Genomic DNA, 18,126 nt, shown 5'->3' with positions numbered 1-18,126 from the left:
CTTCAGACTTTTTCGACTTCGGGCCGGCCGAGCAGGCCGGTCGGCAGGAAGATCAGCACCACGATCAGGATCGAGAACGCCGCGACGTCCTTGTACTCCACGGAAAAATAGGCCGACCAGAACGTCTCGATCAGTCCGATCGCGAGGCCGCCGAGCATCGCACCCGGCAGCGAGCCGATGCCGCCGAGCACCGCCGCCGTGAACGCCTTGATGCCGGCGACGAAGCCCATGAAGAAATCGACCAGGCCGTAATACAGCAGGTACATCATGCCGGCGACGGCAGCGAGCGCCGCGCCGATCACGAAGGTCATCGAGATCGTGCGGTCGACGTCGACGCCGAGCAGTGCCGCCATGGTCTGATCCTGCTCGCAGGCGCGCATGTCGCGGCCGAGCCGCGTGCGGGATACCAGCCAGGTGAACAGCGCCAGTAGAACGATGGTGGTGATGACCACCACGATCTGGATGTTGGAGAGCTGGACGACGAAGCCGCTCGCGCCCTCGTGCAGCGTGTAGCCGCCGGTGATGATCGGCGGCACCGGCTTGACGCGCGCGCCCTGCGACACCTGCGAATAGTTGGTGAGCACGAACGACATGCCGATGGCGGACAGCATGGGCGCCAGGCGGAACGAGTGCCGCAGCGGGCGATAGGCGACGCGTTCGATGGTCCAACCATAGAGCGCCGTGATGGCCATCGACACCAGCAGCACGATCAGCAGGATCACCGGAACCGCAGTCAGGCCCAGCGATACCAGCACCAGGAAGGAGATCAGCGCGATGAAGCCACCGATCATGAAGATGTCGCCATGGGCGAAATTGATCATGCCGACGATGCCGTAAACCATGGTGTAGCCGATGGCGATCAGGCCGTAGATCGAGCCGAGGACGAGGCCGTTGATGAGCTGTTGCGCGAAATAATCCATGAACTGCCGTGGGTGAGACTGCCGATACCGGTTCGCAACGCGGCGGGGGCCTTGCAGAGCGGGTGCTGGTATGCCTGGAGATGCACCCGCGCCCAAGGCGACGCGTGCGGCAGTACTAACAGCTAGGAACCGGGTGCCGCAACAGCGTGCAGTGCCACAATTGCGGGCTTATCCCGCCTCCTTTGATGGCGCGGTTCCCCTGCCTTCCTCGGGGCCGGCCGTCGCCATCAAACGAACGCCAGGGAACCCAGCACCGAGCGCCGAAAAGGGGGGGTTCTCGCACTGGTTGCGGCGCCGCTATATGCCGCTACCGCTGTCTTCCGGCGGCCCAGGCACTTTCCCCATCAGCTTCGACTGAAGCCGGACCAGGGCGTCGCGCAGCCGCGTCGCCTCGTCGTACCGGGTTTCCCGAGCCAGCAGGCCGGAGAACGGATCTTTCACCATGGTCTCGGCGCCCTGGGCGAGACGGCGCATCGGCGTCGCCACCCATTGCGCGGCGAAATTGAGCAGGACCAGAATCGAGAACACGCCGCCGGCAACATTGAACCAGAACGAGCGCACCAACTGGCGGGTCGGGGCCATCGCGGCAACGGCGTCCTGCCGGACCAGGACGGACCAGCCGAAGCTCGGCAGATCGGCGTAGCCCACGGTGGGGATGGTGACGGTGAAATAGTCCTTGTCGTCGGGCCATCGCTCGATGAGCGCGACCGAGGCCCCGCGGCTTGCGGCCTGCGCCGAGCCGATCGTCAGTTGCTTGCCCACGAGATCCGGCGGCCCGAACAGCACGATACTTTCGCGCGACAGCAACACCAGGTCTATGTTGCGCGACGCCAGCGCCGCGACGGATTCGATCACCCATTTCCAATCGACTTGAGCCCCGATGACGCCGCCGGGAGTGCCGTCGCGCATCAGCGGAGCCGACATGGCAATGAAGCGGTACGATCCCGAAGCGGTCTGCGACAACCGGTCTAGCGCCTCCGACTCGTGGGCATCAACAGCCGTCGGCGTCCCGAGACCCTGCCGGAACCAGCGCATGTCGGCCACGCTTCGTCCTTCCAGCATCCGGTCCTTGCTCGCGATCACCTTGCCGCCGGGGTCGGCGATGCCTAGCCAGGCATAGCGCGGCTCGAGCTCGCTCACGAACTGGATCTGTCGGCGCGCCTCGGCGATGTCGGCTGGGTCGATGATCGCGGCGAGCCGCGACACGTCGCTCCACGTGCCGTACATCTGTCGCGCCAGCAGGTTTGTGCTGAGCTCACCGCGGGTCCTCAACTGCTCGATCGCGAGTTCCTCGCCGCGCCGCTGCAGAGACGCCGAATAGAGAATGGCCACGGCCAGCGCCGTCACGAGGATCAGCGTCGCGCCGCCGAGGAACACCGTAGTCTGTAAGCTCCACCGTCGCCTGGTCATCGTGTTCTCCTCAATCGGCCACGGCTCGCGCGAGTTCTTTCAGCATGCGGCCGAGATCGCCGCTGTCGGCGCCCGGCACTCCACTTGCCGTGTGTAGTCGCTCGATGATCTGGGCGCGCTGCTGCGGCGTTACGCCGAATATGAGCCGGTAGCCGTCGTTTGTCGGAGCCGCGACCTTGGTCTGGATTTCGCCGATCAGGGGCAGGGTGAGCGTGCCGGTGGTGCCGGTCGCAAGGCCGACGGGACCGCTGACGCGCGCGCCGCCGGGACCGAGATTGACGATCCAGCCGCGTTGCGCCTTGCCGTCGACCGTCAGGGTTATCGGCTCGACGATCTGACGTTGCGGCCGGTTGTAGCGTGGACGATCGATGCAAACGGCGATCGCCACCGACAGCACCAGAATGTTGTAGACCGTCCAGAACATCACGATGACGACGCCGTCTCCCGCGGTCGCCGTGGTATTGAACACGAAATCGGACGTCAGCGACACGATCAGGCCACCGACCGTCAGCGTCATCAGGATCAGGAAGGGCCGCATCAGCGGCCATTGGACGATGATCTTGGCGCGGTCGCCGCCCTTGGCGGTGACCGAGAATTTGTGTGGGCCGGGGGAGAGAAGGCCGAGAGCGGCGGCACGGAGCACGGGCCAGGCTGCGACGATCTGCGAGACATCGTTGACGATCGGAATGAACAGTCCCTTGGACAGCCAGTTCAGCGTGTACATGATCGAGAGATAATATGGGCCGTAGTACCGGATGATGTCGGCGATCGAGGCATTCACCACGGTCACGCCGCCCCACCAGTAAAGCAGCGGACAGATCAGCGCGGCGAGGCGGAACGGATAGGTCGACGTCCAGTAGAGCAGCGAGTCGAGCACGCTGAGCCGGTGGAAGACATCGAGACCATGGGAGCCGAACGGATTGTAGACGTTGCGCGCGATCTGCATGAGGCCGAGGCACCAGCGGCCGCGCTGCACGACGTATTCCGCAAGGCCTTCCGGCGCCAATCCCTCCGACAACGCCTCGTTCAGGTACACGGTCTGGTAGCCGTGTGCAGACAGGCGCAGCGTGAGCAGGAAATCCTCGGTGACGCTCTCGGTCGGGACGCCGCCAATCTCCTCCACGGCGGAGACGCGGAATATCGAGGAGGTCCCGCAGCACATGGCGATGCCCCAGGCGTCGCGCGCCGGCTCGACGTTGTCGAAGAAGTGGCGCTGCTCGTCGGGGTAGGCTGCGCCGATGCCGAGATTGTGCTGGATCGGGTCCGGGTTGAAGAAGTGTTGCGGCGTCTGTACGAGGCCGACAGCCGGGTCGTGAAACAGCGCCATCGTCCGCTCGATGAAGTCGACATGAGGCACGAAGTCGGCGTCGAGAACGGCGACGAAGTCCGGCCGGTCCGCATCCGCCGCGCGCAGCCGCAAGGCATTGTTGATGTTGCCGGCCTTGGCGTGCGACTTGTCGGTACGGGCGACATAGCCGATGCCGTGCTCGGCGCAGTAGTTCTGGAGCCAAGCCCGGCTGCCGTCGTCGAGGACGAAAACGCGCAATGCCGCATAAGTGACGGCCTTGGCGCCGACGATGGTTCGCTCCAGGACTTCGAGCTGCTCGTTATAGGTTGTGATGAAGATGTCGACCCGAGGCGGCGGCCTCGGAAGCCACCAGCCGGCATGGCGATCAGCTTCCGTCGTCCGCTCCTTGGTCCGGGTCAGGATCAGGAAGGCGAAGGACGACGAGACGACGGTGAGCGCTTCGAGAATGGCGAAGCCCCAGCTGAGGAGCCCATCCGGCGTAAGGCCAAGCGGGGCAAGAGTCTCCGTGAAGCGCCAGGCGACATAGCGCCAGGCCAGCAGGATCGAGCCGCTCAGGAGCAGGGCCCGCCAGTACCATTTCCTCGGGTCCAGGAGAGGCAACACCAGGAGGCGCAGTCCGATGACGACTGCAATGACTGCGAACGCGGACAGAAATGGTGACAGCGTCGGCATCAGTAGCCGTACCGGGCGACGAAGCGGCGGAATGCCGCGACCGGTCCGCTGGTGAAGATCACCCGGCCGGTGCGCCCGATGGCGCAGGACAGGTCCGGCTGCTTGGCGAGATCTGGCACCGCCACGGTGACGTCGAAGCGCTGCAAGTGCTGCGGCGTCGGGCCGACGGCGAGATTGGCGTAGAGCTGCGAGGCGCCCGAGCCGCCGAGACGTGTCACCGTCCCATCGAATATCCGGTCGTCGCCGAACAGACGGAACTGCACCGGGACACCGATCGACAGGCTGTCGTAGAGCCTTTCGGGAACGCTCGCGGTCACCACGAGACTGTTGCAGTCCACCAGCTTGACGAGATCCTGACCGCGACGGGCATACTCGCCATCGTCGACGAGGAAGTCCCAAGCCATGCCCGGCACGCGGGCCCTCAGCGTCGCCGAGGTCAGTCGATTGATCCGGACGCGCTCGGCGTTGATCTGCTGCTCGTACTGGAGCTGGCGGGATTGGATCTGCTGCTCGTCCACGGCAAGTTCGGCGAGACGCAGGTCGAGCTCGTGGATGCGCTGCATCGAGAACGGCACGTCATTGTAGGAGTCGCCGATGAAGACCCCCGATTGCGCGGAGCCCAGCTCGGTCTCGAAATAGTTGGTGCGCTGCTTCGCGCTTTCGACATCCTGCTTGGCGATGTCGAGCGACACGCTGGCCTGGTCGAGGCTGGCAATCGTCTGGACCCCGCGTTCCTTCAGCTCGTTGGCCCGCGTGAAGGTGAGATCCGCGAGCTTCAGTCGGGCGGCCGCGGCATCTTCCGCCGCCTTTGCCTCGGCGATGCGTGCCGCGATCTGCCGGACGCGGCCGGTCTTGTAGTTGGCCGACTGGGTCGCGAAGGCGGCCCGGGCCTGCTCGAGCGCCGAACGCTGCGCTGGAACCCGCTTGAGCGCGATCTTCTGCTCGTCACGTTCGCGCTCGAGATTGAGCAGGCGCGTGGTGTCGAATCGGTCATCGACGATCTCGGCCATGAGTTCCCCGGCATTGACCCTGGCGCCGATATTGCTCACCCCCAGCGTCACGCGGCCTTCGATCGGCGCGCGCACGACGTACAGCCGGGCATTGACGGTCGCGTCGCCTGAAGTTCCGGCGAAATGCTCGCCGATGAGGATATAGAGGCCGCCGACGAGCAGGAGGATGCCGATGAAGATCCGAGCTACTTTCATGCGGTACTCCCGCTCGGCAGCTGCCTGCCGCATCATCATCCCGCTGTGCGAAACGCAGTCGTGCTCGTGTTAAGATAGTATTTAATTGTCCGGCTACTTTGACGCTAGTCAAGAACACCGATGGGGCGGCACAGAATTGCGAGGCGCCTGGACGATATCAGCGGCTGCCGCCGCGATCGGGCTGCCGGCGCATCGATCGTGCCCCGATGCAGGCGTCGGCGACGGCGGTCTTTCGCCGGAGGAGCCGCATCGCGGGGGTGAAGACCGAGCGGGCGCAATGTTCGATGCGATGCAGATGTTCGAGGACGCGTCGATGGCCGGAAAGGCCGCTGTCACGCGGATATTCGAGGCCTGACCGGCGAGGTCATCAGCACCGTCTCCACGGCGATTGGACGGTGGACTCTCGCGCCCGTCGCCCCCTGTTAAGGTAAACGAATGGTTTAAATTGCCGTGCGGGTTTGCCGGGCGTTAGCTCGTCTGGAAATCGGCCGGACGGGCGGTTTGTGGGATGCAAAGGTGGGCGTGACATGATCAAGGATTGCGTGATCAGGAATTGGCGGCTCAGCTGCGTCAACGGTGTGCTGCTGGCGCTCTATTTCGTGCCCGCCTGGACCATCATCGCGTTTCAGATCATGGTTTCGCCGATCCAGGGGTTGTTCGCGCGGCCGAATATCGCGGTGGCGCTGTTCATCAGCGACCATCTGCAGCTGTCGGGCATCGAGACGGTCCGTGCCGCCTGGCTGCTTGCGCTGGCGCGACTGACGGTCGCAGGCTTCTTCGCGATGTTCCTGGTGCTGATCCTGGTTCCGCGGGTGCGAAAGGTGGCCGGCTATGTCGAGGCGCTGTCGATCGGGCTCGGCTTCGGCAGCATGCTCGCCTTCTTCAGCATGATCATGGCCGCCAAAGTCGGGGAGCCCCAGGCGTTGCGTCTGCATGCCACGGAACTCCTGATGCTGCTCGGCACGGCCATCGTCATGCTCGTGGAGAAGCCGTCGACGCAGGCCTCGCCGTCCTCCGCATCCGCTCCGCCGAAGATGATGGAGTCCACGGCGACGCCGTCGCCGCAGCAGGCATGACGCCCCGATCCGTCGCGGTGCATCAGCGCTGGGTCAGAAAGCCCAGCACGGCATCGTTGAACTGGCCTGCCGCTTCGACATTCGAGATGTGCGCGGCATCGACGATGGTCATGCTGGCGCCGGCGATCCGGCTGCGGATCGCTTCCGCCATCGCGATCGGCGTCGACTTGTCGTAGCGGCCGGCCACGACGAGGGTAGGGCTCTTGATGGCCGGCAGATCCTCGCGCAGATCCAAGGCGCGCAGTGCCGCGCAGCAGGCAAGATAGCCCTCGACGGGCGTGGCCACGAGCATCGCCTTCATCCGATCGGCGACATCAGGATTGTGATCGCGAAACTCCTGTGTCAGCCAGCCGGCGATGACGGTGTCGGCGATTCCAGCGAGTCCGCTGTCCTCGACCGCCTTGATGCGGGCGTCCCAGATTGCCGGATCGGGGTAGTAGCAGGTGGTGTTGGCGAGCACGAGCTTGCCGACGCGTTCAGGGGCATGGGCGGCGAGCCACTGCCCGACCATGCCGCCCATCGACACGCCGCACCAGTGCACCTTCTCGATGTTGAGGTCATCGAGAATCGCCAGCGCATCGCGGCCGAATCGCTCGATCGAGTAGGGCCCGGGCGGCACTTGCGATTTGCCATGACCGCGCCGGTCATAGCGGATCACGCGGAACACCTGCGTGAAGGCGCGCATCTGCGGCTCCCACATCTGCAGGGTCGAGCCGAGCGAGTTCGACAGCATCAGGGTCGGCCCGCCGTCGCGGCCCTCGACGGTGACATTCAACAGACAGCCGTCGGCATCGATCATCGGCATGGGCGGAATCCTTGTCGCAGGCGGTCGCGCCGCCGGAGGAATCGTGCAGATTTGATGGCGAACTAAGCACCGCCGCCGCCGTCTGCCAATCAAAACCCGACGGCGGCGAGGTCCGGAATGCTGCGGTGCTCCGGCTTTTCTGCAACGCTTCCGGGCGCTGCCCGCCCTTCCTTTTGGGCGTTCGGTGCTTTACTTGAATGCCTCTAACCGCGCCAATCGGGGGGAGATGCACATGGCAATGACGATGACGGGCGAGGTCCAGCTGGCCGCTTCGCGAGAGCAGGTCTGGGACAAGCTGAATGATCCGGAGGTGCTCAAGACCTGCATTCCCGGCTGCGAGGAGCTGGAGAGGACCGAGGATGGCGGCCTCCGCGCCGTCGCCAAGATGAAGGTCGGACCGGTCTCCGCGCGCTTCAAGGGCAAGGTGACCTTGAGCGATCTCGATCCGCCGAACGGCTACAAGATCTCAGGCGAAGGCGAGGGCGGTGTCGCCGGATTCGCCAAGGGTGGCGCGGTCGTTGCGCTGGCGGACAAGGACGGCGGCACGCTGCTGACCTACAATGTCGAAGCGCAGATCGGTGGCAAGCTGGCGCAGCTCGGCCAGCGGCTGATCAACGGCACCGCCAAGAAACTCGCCGACGAGTTCTTCGCCAACTTCGCCAAGGCGGTTCAAGGCTGATCGCAACCGACCCATGCGCGGCCGGGGGCGAGGTTGCCCGCCGCCGGGAGCGCCCATATGATGGTTTTCGACTGATTTTGCTGGGCTGCGCTGCAGTGCAACGCTGTGGCGCGGATAATAGAGAGTCCTGAATGGCCAAGATTTCCATGATTGTGAACGGTAATCCCGTCACGGCGAACGTCGATCCGCGGACGCTGCTGGTGCAGTTCCTGCGCGAGAATCTGCGCCTCACCGGCACCCATGTCGGCTGCGACACGTCGCAATGCGGCGCCTGCATCGTCCATCTGGATGGCAAGGCGGTCAAGTCCTGCACGACCTTGGCCGTCATGGCCGATGGTCATGAGGTCAGGACGATCGAGGGGCTCGCCGCCGACGGCGCGCCGCTGCATCCGATGCAGGAAGCGTTTCGCGAGCACCATGGCCTGCAATGCGGCTTCTGCACGCCCGGCATGATCATGACCGCGGTCGATCTCGTCCATCGCAAGGGACATGAGCTCAGCGAAGAGACCATCCGCGAGGAGCTGGAGGGCAATCTCTGCCGCTGCACCGGCTATCAGAACATCGTGCAATCGATCGCCGCCGGCGCCAAGGCGATGGCCAAATCGGACCTCGCCTAAACGTCTGACCTCGCCTTAGTCCGCCCGCTGCGCACAGGACATTTCCCCATGTACGAATTCAAATATCATCGGCCGGCGACCGTGCGCCAGGCCGCCAATCTCCTCACCAAGAACGAAGACGCCAAGCTGGTCGCCGGCGGCCACACGCTGGTGCCGGTCATGAAGCAGCGGCTCGCAAGCCCCCCGCATCTGGTCGATCTCTCCCATGTCGAGGGGCTCGATACGATCGAGGTGAAGGGCCGCAACCTCGTGATTGGCGCGATGGCGCGTCACGCCGACGTCGCCAACTCCGCCACCGTCGGCGAGGCGATTCCTGCGCTGGCACATCTGGCGAGCCTGATCGGCGATCCCGCGGTGCGCCATCGCGGCACCATCGGCGGCTCGATCGCCAACAACGATCCGACCGCGGACTATCCGGCGGCATGCCTCGCGCTCGGCGCCACCATCGTCACCAACAAGCGCAAGCTGAAGGCCGAGGAGTTCTTCCTCGGGCTGTTCACGACCGCGCTGGAGCCCGACGAAATCATCACCAAGGTGAGCTTTCCGCTGGCGAAGAAGGCGGCCTATGTGAAGTTCCGCAACCAGGCCTCGCGCTACGCGCTGGTCGGCGTGTTCGTCGCGCGCCGTCCGTCGGACGTGCGGGTCGCCGTGACCGGGGCCGGCGGCAACGGCGTGTTCCGCGTCACCGCCTTCGAGGAGGCGCTGCAGAAGCGGTTTTCGCCGAAGGTGCTGGAAGGCATTCCGGTCTCGGCCGAAGGCCTCAACAGCGACATTCACGGCAGCGCCGAATATCGTGCCCATCTGATCGGCGTGCTGGCGCGCCGTGCGGTCGATGCGGCCAATACCGGCGCCAAGGCCTCAACCGCGTCGGAGGGAGCCGCCGAACCCGAGGCTCCGGCTTCGTGACGGACGCGTGAAGAAGGAAGCGGTCTCGCCCATGAGTGCTCCGGCCCTGCCAGCATCGGTCGACGCGATGCTCGAATTGTTGTCCTCGCGCGGCTATCTGGCCGAGCGATCGCTGGCGACGGTGACCTATCTGTCGCTGCGCATGGGCCGGCCGCTGTTCCTCGAAGGCGAGGCCGGCGTCGGCAAGACCGAGATCGCCAAGGTCCTGTCGGCGGCGCTCGGCCGCAAGCTGATCCGGCTGCAGTGCTACGAGGGTCTCGACGTCGCCTCCGCCGTCTACGAATGGAACTCGGCGGCGCAGATGATCGCGATCCGGCTGGCGGAAGCGGGCGGCGAGGTCGACCGCGATCAATTGACGTCGGACATCTTCGCCGACCGCTACCTGATCAAGCGCCCGCTGCTGCAGGCGCTGGAGCCGGATGTCGCCGGCGCGCCGGTTCTGCTCATTGACGAGCTCGACCGCGCGGACGAGGCGTTCGAGGCCTATCTCCTCGAGATCCTCTCCGACTTCCAGGTCACGATCCCCGAGTTCGGCACCGTCAAGGCGCCGCATCCGCCGATCGTCGTCATCACCTCGAACCGGACCCGCGAGATCCATGACGCGCTGAAGCGGCGCTGCCTGTATCACTGGGTCGATTATCCCTCCGCCGAGCGCGAGCTCGCAATCGTCAAGACCCGGCTGCCCGGCATCTCGCAGCGGCTGTCGCAGCAGATCGTGCGCTTCGTCCAGGCTTTGCGCGACCAGGATTTCTACAAGTCGCCGGGGGTCGCCGAGACGCTCGACTGGGCGACCGCACTGACCGAGCTCGATGCGCGCTCGCTGAACGCCGAGGTCGTCGGCGACACGCTGGGCGCGCTGTTGAAATATCAGGACGACATCGCCCGCATGCAGGGTGATGCGTTGAACAAGGTGATCAAAGACGCGACCAGCGAGACGTAGTTCACGCTGGTGCCTCTAACAAAGGTCGTCATTCCGGGATGCGTGCGCAGCACGCAGGCCCGGAATCCATAACCACGATCGTAAGTATGGATTCCGGGCTCGCCCTTCGGGCGCCCCGGAATGACGGTCTCAAGTTGAGGTGTGTCTGGAATGACGAGGGGATAGAGCCATGCCCACCAGCATCAATCACCTCGCGCCGCCGACCGGCGGCATCGCCGACAACATCGCCGGCTTTGCGCGGGCGCTGCGCGCCGCGGGCCTGCCCGTCGGGCCCGGCGCCGTCATCGATGCCATGACCGCGCTCGAGGTCATCGACATCGGCAAGCGGCCGGATGTTTTCACTACGCTCGAATCGATCTTCGTCAAGCGCCACGAGCATGCGCTGATCTTCGCCCAGGCCTTCGACCTGTTCTTCCGTCCCGCCGAGGAATGGAAGTCGATGCTCGATTCGGTGCCGCTGCCGGACCACGCCAAGAAGAAGCCGCCGCCGGCCTCGCGCCGCGTCCAGGAGGCGATGTCGCAGCCGCAGATGCATGAGGAGCCGCAGGCGCAGGAGCAGGACCTGCGGCTCTCGGTGTCCGACCGCGAGGTGCTGCAGAAGAAGGACTTTGCGCAGATGAGCGCGGCGGAGATCGCCGACGTCACCAGGGCGATCGCCAAGATGCGGCTGCCGCAGGCCGAGCTGAAGACGCGCCGCCACACCACCGATCCGCGCGGCCACCGCATCGACATGCGCAAGACCCTGCGCCAGGCGCTGCGCACCGAGGGCGAGATCATCAATTTCCATCGCCTGGGGCGGATCGAGAAGCCGGCGCCGATCGTGGCGCTGCTCGACATCTCCGGGTCGATGAGCGAGTACACCCGCCTGTTCCTGCACTTCCTCCACGCCATCACCGATGCGCGCAAGCGTGTCTCGGTGTTCCTGTTCGGCACGAGGCTGACCAACGTGACCCGGGCGCTGCGCCAGCGCGATCCCGACGAGGCGCTGGCGAGCTGCTCGGCGAATGTCGAGGACTGGGCCGGCGGCACCAGGATCGCCACCTCGCTGCAGACCTTCAACAAGCAGTGGGCGCGGCGCGTGCTCGGACAGGGCGCCATCGTGCTCTTGATCTCCGACGGGCTGGAGCGCGAGGCCGACAGCAAGCTCGCCTTCGAGATGGACCGGCTGCACCGCTCCTGCCGGCGGCTGATCTGGCTCAACCCGCTGCTGCGCTATTCCGGCTTCGAGGCGAAGGCGCAGGGCATCAAAACCATGCTGCCCCACGTTGACGAATTCCGCCCGGTGCATAACTTGACCTCGATCGAGACGCTGATCTCGGCGCTGTCGTCGCCGCTGCCGCCGCATCAGCGCAGCGCGATCCGGCCCGCCGCCTGAGAGGGAGATGACCATGCTCAATCGCGACGAAGACATCCTCAGGGCCGCCGAGGACTGGCACAAATCCGGTCACGGCGTGGCGCTCGCCACCGTGGTCGAAACCTGGGGCTCGGCCCCGCGCCCGGTCGGCTCCAACCTCGTGATCAACGACGAGGGCACCTTCCTGGGCTCGGTGTCCGGCGGCTGCGTCGAGGGCGCGGTCGTCACCGAGGCGCTGGACGTGATCTCCAGCGGCCAGCCGAAGATGCTTGAGTTCGGCGTCGCCGACGAGACCGCCTGGAACGTCGGGCTGTCCTGCGGCGGCACCATCCGCGTGTTCGTCGAGAAAGTGGGCTGACCGATGCAACTTGCAACGCTGGCAGAACTGAACGCCGAGCGTGCCGCGCGTCGCCCGGCCATTCTTGTCACCGACGTCGCGTCCGGCGCGCAGCGCCTGGTCAAGGCCGCCGCCATCGCGACTGACCCGCTGCGCAACGAGCTGTCGACCTATCTGCGCATGGGCAAGAGCGGCATGGTCGAGGTGGACGGGAAGCGGCTGTTCCTCAACGTCTACGCCCCGACGGCCAGGCTCGTGATCATCGGCGCCGTCCATATCAGCCAGGCGTTGGCGCCGATCGCCAAGTCGCTGGGCTATGACGTCACCGTTGTCGATCCGCGAACGGCCTTCGCCAGCCCCGAGCGCTTTCCCGATGTGCCGCTGATCGCGGAATGGCCCGACGTGGCGCTGCCGCCGCTCAACGTCGATCACTACACGGCCTTCGTCGCGCTGACACACGATCCGAAGATCGACGATCCGGCGCTGCTGCACGCCTTCTCGCGCGACTGCTTCTATATCGGCGCGCTCGGCTCGCGGAAGACGCACGCCAAGCGTCATGATCGGCTACGGGCGCAGGGCGCCAGCGATGCCGAGATCGCCCGCATCCATGCGCCGATCGGGCTCGCCATCGGCGCGGTGTCGCCGTCGGAGATCGCGGTCTCGATCATGGCCCAGATCACCGCCACGTTGCGGTTGCCGGCCAAGGAGAAAGAGCAGGCGGCATGAAGTTCGGTCCTGCCAGTCCGGCCGATGCGATCGGCGGGGTGACGGTGCACACCCTGCGCAAGGGATCATTGGTGCTGAAGAAGGGCACGTTGATCGGTCCCGCGGAGGTCGAGGCGCTGGCTCGGGAAGGGGTCAAGGAGATCGTCGTCGTCCGCCTCGAGGCCGGCGACGTCTCTGAGGACGAGGCGGCCGCCGATGTCGCCAAGGTCGTCGCCGGCGCGGGCATTCACGTCGATCGCGCATTCACCGGGCGTGCCAATCTGTTCGCGGCGCAGCCCGGCGTGCTGATGATCGACCGCGCCGCGGTCGAGCGCATCAACGGCGTCGACGAGGCCATCACCTTTGCGACCCTGCCGGCGTTCAAGCCGGTGGTCGAAGGCGAGATGGTCGGCACCGTCAAGCTGATCCCGTTCGGCGTCGAAGGCCGCCTGCGAGATGCCGCCGTCGCTGCGGCGGGCAGGGGCGCGCTCAGCATCGCCTCCTATGTGATCAAGCGCGTCGGCGTGGTCTCGACGCTTCTTCCTGGGCTCGCGCCCAAGGTCATCGACAAGACGCTGCGCGTCACCGCAGAGCGGCTCGCACCGGCCGGCGCCACCATCATCGCCGAGCGCCGCGTGCCGCATGAGCAGGCCGCGCTGGCGGCTGCGATCAGGGAGCTGCTGGCGCTGGGCGCCGAGCTCGTCATCGTGTTCGGCGCGTCCGCGATCGCCGACCGCCGCGACGTCATTCCCGCCGCGATCACCGGCATCGGCGGGGCCATCGAGCATTTCGGCATGCCGGTCGATCCCGGCAATCTGCTCTTGATCGGCAATGCCGGCGGTGTGCCGGTGCTCGGCGCGCCCGGTTGCGCCCGCTCGCCGGCCGAGAACGGTTTCGACTGGGTGCTGATGCGGCTGCTCGCCGGCATCAAGGTCACCCGCGCCGAGCTGACCGCGATGGGCGTCGGCGGCCTGCTGATGGAAATCGTGACGCGGCCGCAGCCGCGTGCCAAGCCGGAGGCCGAGGGCGAACGCAAGGTCGCCGCGGTCGTGCTTGCCGCCGGACGCTCGACCCGGATGGGGGGGCCGAACAAGCTGCTGGCCGAGCTGGACGGCAAGAAGCTGGTGCGGATCGTGACCGAGCAGGCGTTGGCCTCCAAGGCTTGTGAGGTCATCGTCGTCACCGGTCATCAGGCCGAGCTGGTCGAACAGGCGCTGTCCGACCTGAAGGTCCGCTTCGTCCGCAATCCCGATTTCGCCGGCGGCCTCGCCAGCTCGGTGAAATCAGGCATTGCCGCGGTGCCTGAGGGCGTCGATGGCGCGGTCGTGTGCCTCGGCGACATGCCGATGGTTTCCTCGGATCTGCTCGACCGTCTGATCGCCGCGTTCGCGCCCGATCGCGGCAATTTGATCGTGGTGCCCGTGTCCGAAGGACGCCGCGGCAACCCCGTGCTGTGGTCGCGCCGCTTCTTCGCCGAGCTGATGACGCTGGACGGCGACGTCGGCGCGCGGCACCTGATCGCCAAGCACACCGAGGCCGTCGCCGAGGTGCCGGTCGATGGTGACAGTGCGTTTCTCGACATCGACACGCCGCAGGCGCTGGAAGCCGCGCGGCGTGGCTGAGCCCACGTAGCCCGCCCTCAACCTCCCATTCACCAAGTCTCAACGACCCCCGGCTAGATTTGCCGACATTGGGCCTCGGGGGAGGAGAGAGTGATCATTTCGACCGCTGCGCGACGTTTCGCGCTGTTTGCATTTGGACTGACCGTGATCGTTGCTGCCGCGCGCATCGCGAGCACCAGCGCCATCAGCCCGGCCCACGCCGCCGGCGCCTTCGCCATGGGCCAGTGCGCCGCCTACGGCCAGGCGTTCGACTATCCGGCGGAGCATCTCGCCAAGGCCGCCGCGCTCAAGCAGTGCAAGGGCGACTGCACCGCGGTGACGATGAAGAAGGCCTGCGCCGCGTTCGCGGTCGATCTCACCAATCCCTGCGGCGCCCACGGCTATGCTGTTCGGCCGACGATCTCGACCTCGCTCAACGAGGCGACCCGGGAATGCTACAAATATGGCGGCAAGGAATGCGTCATCCGCGCCTGGGTCTGCGACGCCAAGGGTTGATTCAAGTCTGATGATCTCAACGGCTCGGCTGCTGGGGTTCCACGTCCGCTTTCATTTCGATGCTTCACCCCGAGAACGGCTCGGCTATTCTCGGCGTTCGATGACATCGAACCCCGGAAGTGACATGCAATTCGACACCAAGATCGCGCTGATCATCCGCAACGATCTCGAAGCCTGGCAGAAGCTCAACGTCGCGGCGTTTCTTTCCAGCGGCATCGCCGCCGCATTTCCCGAATGCATTGGCGCACCTTATGAGGACGGCTCGGCAACCCTGTATCACGCGTTGATCGGGCAGCCGATCCTGATCTACGGCGCGCCGGATCGTGCCGCGCTGGCGCGTGCTCTGGATCGGGCGCTGTCGCGCAGCGTGAAGCCTGCGCTCTACACCGAGGACATGTTCAAGACCACGCATGACGAGGCCAACCGCGATGCCGTGAAGGCGGTGGCGCGCACCGATCTCAATCTGGTGGGACTGGCGTTTCGTGCCGAGCGCAAGGTGGTCGACAAGGTCGTCGACGGACTCAAATTTCACGCCTGACAGAAACGGGCGCATTGCGCTGTCATCAAACTGTTACTTCATGCGGCGGCGCGGCTTGACGCCGATCAAGACCGGACGACTCCGACGTCGTTAGTTTGCGCCGCGACATGAGGAGCAGACAGATGCAGACCATGAAAGCCGCCGTCGTCAAAGCCTTTGGCAAGCCGCTGGTCATCGAGGACGTTCCAATTCCTGCGCCGGGACCCGGCGAGATTCTGGTCAGGGTGAAGGCCTGCGGCGTCTGCCACACCGATCTTCACGCCGCCTCCGGCGATTGGCCGGTGAAGCCGGTGCCGCCGTTCATCCCGGGTCACGAGGCGGCCGGCATCGTCGCGGCGCTCGGGCCAGGGGTCACCGACTTCAAGGTCGGCGACGCCGTGGGCGTGGCTTGGCTGCACGATGCCTGCCTGCGCTGCGAGTATTGCGAGACCGGCTGGGAGACACTGTGCGAGCACCAGCACAACACCGGCTACAGCGTGAATGGCGGCTTTGCGGAATACGTGATCGCGTCCGCGGCGTTCGCCGCGCGTCTGCCGGCCAATGTGGACTTCGCCAGGATCGCCCCGATCCTCTGCGCCGGCGTCACCACCTACAAGGGCTTGAAGGAGACCGACACGCGGCCCGGCGAGTGGGTGGTGGTCTCCGGCGTCGGTGGCCTCGGTCATGTCGCCATCCAGTACGCGAAGGCGATGGGGCTGAAGGCGATCGGTCTCGATATCGCCGATGACAAGCTGAAACTCGCGCTGGAGGCGGGCGCCGAACATGCCGTCAACGCGCTCGACAAGGATGCCGTGGAGCAGGTGATCCGGATCACCGGCGGCGGCGCTCATGGCGTGCTGGTCACCGCGGTGTCGACGCCGGCTTTTGCCCAGGCGCTGCACATGGTCCGCCGCAAGGGGACGGTCAGCCTTGTCGGCTTGCCGCCGGGCGAATTCCCGACGCCGATCTTCGATGTCGTGCTGAAGCGCATCACCGTGCGCGGCTCGATCGTCGGCACCAGGCGTGACCTCGACGAAGCCATTGCGTTTGCCGCGGACGGCAAGGTGACGGCCGAGGTGACCACGGCGCCGTTGTCGGAGATCAACACCGTCTTCGACCGCATGAAGGCCGGCAAGATCGACGGTCGCGTGGTGCTCGACTTCGGCTGATCAGCATGACCGATTGGTGCGCCGCCGCGCCGAACACTTCGCGGCGGTTTGATCTGGATCAGGAAGGGGGACGCGCGGCGCTGGCACAAATTGTTCATGGCAGCCGTCACCAAGATCGTCTTCCTCGGCGCGAGCAGCGCGTCCTTCGGACTCAGCGTTTTCCGAGACCTGTTCTCGACGCATGATCTCGCCGGTTCGACGCTCGTGCTGATCGGCCGCGATCCGGTCCGGCTTGCCCGGTCGGAAGCACTCGCCCGGCTGCTCAACGACCTCTCCGGCGCCGGCCTCAAGATCGAGGCGACCACGGATTGGCGCGCGGCGCTCGACGGCGCCGGCTTCGTGATCCATGCCACCGCGATCGACCGCAACCGCCTGTGGAAGCTCGATTTCGAGGTGCCGCGCAAATACGGCATCCGACACACGCTGGGTGAGAATGGCGGGCCTGGTGGATTGTTCTTCACGCTCCGTACCCTGCCGGTCGTCTTCGACTTCGTGCGCGAGATGGAGCGGCGCTGTCCGGACGCGCTGTTCATCAACTTCTCCAATCCCGAGAGCCGCATCATCCTCGCGCTCGGGCTTCACAGCCGCGTCGCGCATATCGGCCTGTGCCATGGCATCTTCATCGCGCGCAGCCAGGTGGCCTCCATTCTGGGACTCGCCGAGGAGCGCGTGGACGTGTGGGGCGCCGGGCTCAATCATTTCCAATGCCTCGTGCAGATCCGGGATCGCGACACCGGGGCCGATCTCTATCCACTGCTTCGCGAAAAGGCCGGGAGCCACGACCCCAAGGTCGCGCCGCTGACGCGGGCGCTGTTGCGCGACTTCGGCTTCTGGCTGGGCTGCGGCGACAGCCATGTCGGCGAGTATCTCGCGTATGGCTGGGAAGCGGGCGAGAGCGGGTACGACTTTGCGTGGGACGAGGCGGAGCGGGCCAAGCTGATTCGGCAGATCGACGAGGTCCTGGCAGGCAAAGCCGGCATGCCGGACTGGTGGCGAATGCCATCCGGAGAGCGCGCGGTCACCGTGATCGGTTCGGTGCTGCACGATCGCAAGCAGGTCATCGAGTCCGGCGTCGTTCTGAACCGTCACGTCATTCCCAACCTGGCTGCCGAGGCCGCTGTCGAAGTGCCCGTTGTCGCGGATCGCGTCGGCATCCATCCGGTTTCGCTGGGCCCGCTTCCAGATGCCGTCGCCAAGCTGATGTCGGTCCAGGTTCAGGTTCAGCAACTGGCGGTGCAGGCGGCCATGACGGCGTCCAAGGATCTCGCCTTGCAGGCGCTCCTCATCGATCCCGTCGTCAACTCGGCCGCCGCCGCGCGCCAGATCGTGGACGAGCTTTGGGAGATCAATCGGCCTTACATCAGGTCCTGCGCGTGATCGCGCTGACT

Annotated in this window: 19 protein-coding genes; 14 read left to right on the top strand and 5 right to left on the bottom strand. The window is 65.8% G+C overall.

Annotated elements, in window-relative coordinates:
• Positions 1–2 precede the first annotated feature (2 nt).
• The 4 genes from ACQR2C_RS06185 to ACQR2C_RS06170 all read right to left on the bottom strand — a co-directional run bounded on the left by ACQR2C_RS06185 (position 3) and on the right by ACQR2C_RS06170 (position 5,516).
• Positions 3–920, bottom strand: a complete 918-nt coding sequence (locus tag ACQR2C_RS06185; RefSeq protein WP_315801143.1) for an ABC transporter permease subunit — start codon at positions 918–920, stop codon at positions 3–5.
• Positions 921–1,217: 297 nt separating this feature from the next.
• Positions 1,218–2,330: a hypothetical protein gene (locus tag ACQR2C_RS06180; RefSeq protein WP_434880701.1), complete on the bottom strand. Its 1,113-nt coding sequence runs from the start codon at positions 2,328–2,330 to the stop codon at positions 1,218–1,220.
• A 10-nt stretch (positions 2,331–2,340) separates the two neighbouring features.
• Positions 2,341–4,311, bottom strand: a complete 1,971-nt coding sequence (locus tag ACQR2C_RS06175; RefSeq protein ID WP_434880700.1) for a glycosyltransferase — start codon at positions 4,309–4,311, stop codon at positions 2,341–2,343.
• The gene (locus ACQR2C_RS06170) at positions 4,311–5,516 is read right to left on the bottom strand and encodes an HlyD family secretion protein (RefSeq protein ID WP_434880699.1); all 1,206 of its coding nucleotides are present in this window, start codon (positions 5,514–5,516) and stop codon (positions 4,311–4,313) included. The genes ACQR2C_RS06175 and ACQR2C_RS06170 overlap by 1 nt, the downstream gene beginning before the upstream one ends.
• An 85-nt stretch (positions 5,517–5,601) precedes the next feature.
• Between ACQR2C_RS06170 and ACQR2C_RS06165 the strand changes: the two genes are divergently transcribed.
• Positions 5,602–5,871, top strand: a complete 270-nt coding sequence (locus ACQR2C_RS06165) for a hypothetical protein (RefSeq protein WP_434838423.1) — start codon at positions 5,602–5,604, stop codon at positions 5,869–5,871.
• A gap of 172 nt (positions 5,872–6,043) precedes the next feature.
• Positions 6,044–6,592, top strand: a complete 549-nt coding sequence (locus tag ACQR2C_RS06160; RefSeq protein ID WP_315801138.1) for a hypothetical protein — start codon at positions 6,044–6,046, stop codon at positions 6,590–6,592.
• Positions 6,593–6,614: 22 nt separating this feature from the next.
• On the opposite strand, the gene pcaD is transcribed toward ACQR2C_RS06160, so the two are convergent.
• Positions 6,615–7,397 carry a 3-oxoadipate enol-lactonase gene (pcaD, locus tag ACQR2C_RS06155; RefSeq protein ID WP_315801137.1) on the bottom strand — a complete coding sequence of 261 codons (783 nt, stop codon included), beginning with the start codon at positions 7,395–7,397 and terminating at the stop codon, positions 6,615–6,617.
• A gap of 232 nt (positions 7,398–7,629) precedes the next feature.
• Here pcaD and ACQR2C_RS06150 point away from each other — a divergent pair, with 232 nt between their 5' ends.
• The 12 genes from ACQR2C_RS06150 (at position 7,630) to ACQR2C_RS06095 (ending at position 18,115) form a co-directional block, all read left to right on the top strand.
• Positions 7,630–8,076 (top strand): SRPBCC family protein, encoded by a 447-nt coding sequence (locus tag ACQR2C_RS06150; protein WP_315801136.1) that lies wholly within the window; start codon positions 7,630–7,632, stop codon positions 8,074–8,076.
• Positions 8,077–8,207: 131 nt separating this feature from the next.
• Positions 8,208–8,693, top strand: coding sequence for a (2Fe-2S)-binding protein (locus ACQR2C_RS06145; RefSeq protein WP_315737418.1), 486 nt, complete (start codon positions 8,208–8,210; stop codon positions 8,691–8,693).
• A gap of 48 nt (positions 8,694–8,741) precedes the next feature.
• A complete protein-coding gene (locus ACQR2C_RS06140; protein ID WP_315801135.1) occupies positions 8,742–9,599 on the top strand; it encodes an FAD binding domain-containing protein in 858 nt (285 codons plus the stop codon).
• A 31-nt stretch (positions 9,600–9,630) separates the two neighbouring features.
• A complete protein-coding gene (locus tag ACQR2C_RS06135; RefSeq protein ID WP_434880698.1) occupies positions 9,631–10,539 on the top strand; it encodes an AAA family ATPase in 909 nt (302 codons plus the stop codon).
• 169 nt (positions 10,540–10,708) lie between these two features.
• Positions 10,709–11,914, top strand: coding sequence for a vWA domain-containing protein (locus ACQR2C_RS06130; protein WP_434838421.1), 1,206 nt, complete (start codon positions 10,709–10,711; stop codon positions 11,912–11,914).
• Positions 11,915–11,927: 13 nt separating this feature from the next.
• Positions 11,928–12,251, top strand: a complete 324-nt coding sequence (locus ACQR2C_RS06125; protein ID WP_315750017.1) for an XdhC family protein — start codon at positions 11,928–11,930, stop codon at positions 12,249–12,251.
• 3 nt (positions 12,252–12,254) lie between these two features.
• Positions 12,255–12,956 (top strand): XdhC family protein, encoded by a 702-nt coding sequence (locus ACQR2C_RS06120; protein ID WP_434880697.1) that lies wholly within the window; start codon positions 12,255–12,257, stop codon positions 12,954–12,956.
• A complete protein-coding gene (locus tag ACQR2C_RS06115; protein ID WP_434880696.1) occupies positions 12,953–14,557 on the top strand; it encodes an NTP transferase domain-containing protein in 1,605 nt (534 codons plus the stop codon). Before ACQR2C_RS06120 ends, ACQR2C_RS06115 begins: the two co-directional genes overlap by 4 nt.
• A gap of 90 nt (positions 14,558–14,647) precedes the next feature.
• The gene (locus ACQR2C_RS06110; RefSeq protein WP_315801130.1) at positions 14,648–15,052 is read left to right on the top strand and encodes a DUF4189 domain-containing protein; all 405 of its coding nucleotides are present in this window, start codon (positions 14,648–14,650) and stop codon (positions 15,050–15,052) included.
• Positions 15,053–15,176: 124 nt separating this feature from the next.
• The gene (locus ACQR2C_RS06105; RefSeq protein ID WP_315759242.1) at positions 15,177–15,590 is read left to right on the top strand and encodes a DUF2000 family protein; all 414 of its coding nucleotides are present in this window, start codon (positions 15,177–15,179) and stop codon (positions 15,588–15,590) included.
• 122 nt (positions 15,591–15,712) lie between these two features.
• On the top strand, positions 15,713–16,738 hold the full coding sequence (gene adhP / locus ACQR2C_RS06100) for an alcohol dehydrogenase AdhP (RefSeq protein WP_315801129.1): 1,026 nt from the start codon (positions 15,713–15,715) through the stop codon (positions 16,736–16,738).
• A gap of 96 nt (positions 16,739–16,834) precedes the next feature.
• Positions 16,835–18,115 (top strand): alpha-glucosidase/alpha-galactosidase, encoded by a 1,281-nt coding sequence (locus ACQR2C_RS06095; protein WP_315801128.1) that lies wholly within the window; start codon positions 16,835–16,837, stop codon positions 18,113–18,115.
• The last annotated feature ends 11 nt before the right edge of the window (positions 18,116–18,126 follow it).

Origin of the sequence: Bradyrhizobium sp. HKCCYLRH3061 (assembly GCF_051168015.1) — a bacterium.
Taxonomy (GTDB): domain Bacteria; phylum Pseudomonadota; class Alphaproteobacteria; order Rhizobiales; family Xanthobacteraceae; genus Bradyrhizobium.
This window is presented reverse-complemented; position numbering and strand designations above follow the sequence as displayed.

What these genes read in the sequence shown, in the direction of transcription:
- ACQR2C_RS06185 (WP_315801143.1), bottom strand. Translation starts at nt 920, where the DNA reads ATGGATTATTTCGCGCAACAGCTCATCAACGGCCTCGTCCTCGGCTCG.
- ACQR2C_RS06180 (WP_434880701.1), bottom strand. Translation starts at nt 2,330, where the DNA reads ATGACCAGGCGACGGTGGAGCTTACAGACTACGGTGTTCCTCGGCGGC.
- ACQR2C_RS06175 (WP_434880700.1), bottom strand. Translation starts at nt 4,311, where the DNA reads ATGCCGACGCTGTCACCATTTCTGTCCGCGTTCGCAGTCATTGCAGTC.
- ACQR2C_RS06170 (WP_434880699.1), bottom strand. Translation starts at nt 5,516, where the DNA reads ATGAAAGTAGCTCGGATCTTCATCGGCATCCTCCTGCTCGTCGGCGGC.
- ACQR2C_RS06160 (WP_315801138.1), top strand. Translation starts at nt 6,044, where the DNA reads ATGATCAAGGATTGCGTGATCAGGAATTGGCGGCTCAGCTGCGTCAAC.
- pcaD (WP_315801137.1), bottom strand. Translation starts at nt 7,397, where the DNA reads ATGCCGATGATCGATGCCGACGGCTGTCTGTTGAATGTCACCGTCGAG.
- ACQR2C_RS06150 (WP_315801136.1), top strand. Translation starts at nt 7,630, where the DNA reads ATGGCAATGACGATGACGGGCGAGGTCCAGCTGGCCGCTTCGCGAGAG.
- ACQR2C_RS06145 (WP_315737418.1), top strand. Translation starts at nt 8,208, where the DNA reads ATGGCCAAGATTTCCATGATTGTGAACGGTAATCCCGTCACGGCGAAC.
- ACQR2C_RS06140 (WP_315801135.1), top strand. Translation starts at nt 8,742, where the DNA reads ATGTACGAATTCAAATATCATCGGCCGGCGACCGTGCGCCAGGCCGCC.
- ACQR2C_RS06135 (WP_434880698.1), top strand. Translation starts at nt 9,631, where the DNA reads ATGAGTGCTCCGGCCCTGCCAGCATCGGTCGACGCGATGCTCGAATTG.
- ACQR2C_RS06130 (WP_434838421.1), top strand. Translation starts at nt 10,709, where the DNA reads ATGCCCACCAGCATCAATCACCTCGCGCCGCCGACCGGCGGCATCGCC.
- ACQR2C_RS06125 (WP_315750017.1), top strand. Translation starts at nt 11,928, where the DNA reads ATGCTCAATCGCGACGAAGACATCCTCAGGGCCGCCGAGGACTGGCAC.
- ACQR2C_RS06120 (WP_434880697.1), top strand. Translation starts at nt 12,255, where the DNA reads ATGCAACTTGCAACGCTGGCAGAACTGAACGCCGAGCGTGCCGCGCGT.
- ACQR2C_RS06115 (WP_434880696.1), top strand. Translation starts at nt 12,953, where the DNA reads ATGAAGTTCGGTCCTGCCAGTCCGGCCGATGCGATCGGCGGGGTGACG.
- ACQR2C_RS06105 (WP_315759242.1), top strand. Translation starts at nt 15,177, where the DNA reads ATGCAATTCGACACCAAGATCGCGCTGATCATCCGCAACGATCTCGAA.
- adhP (WP_315801129.1), top strand. Translation starts at nt 15,713, where the DNA reads ATGCAGACCATGAAAGCCGCCGTCGTCAAAGCCTTTGGCAAGCCGCTG.
- ACQR2C_RS06095 (WP_315801128.1), top strand. Translation starts at nt 16,835, where the DNA reads ATGGCAGCCGTCACCAAGATCGTCTTCCTCGGCGCGAGCAGCGCGTCC.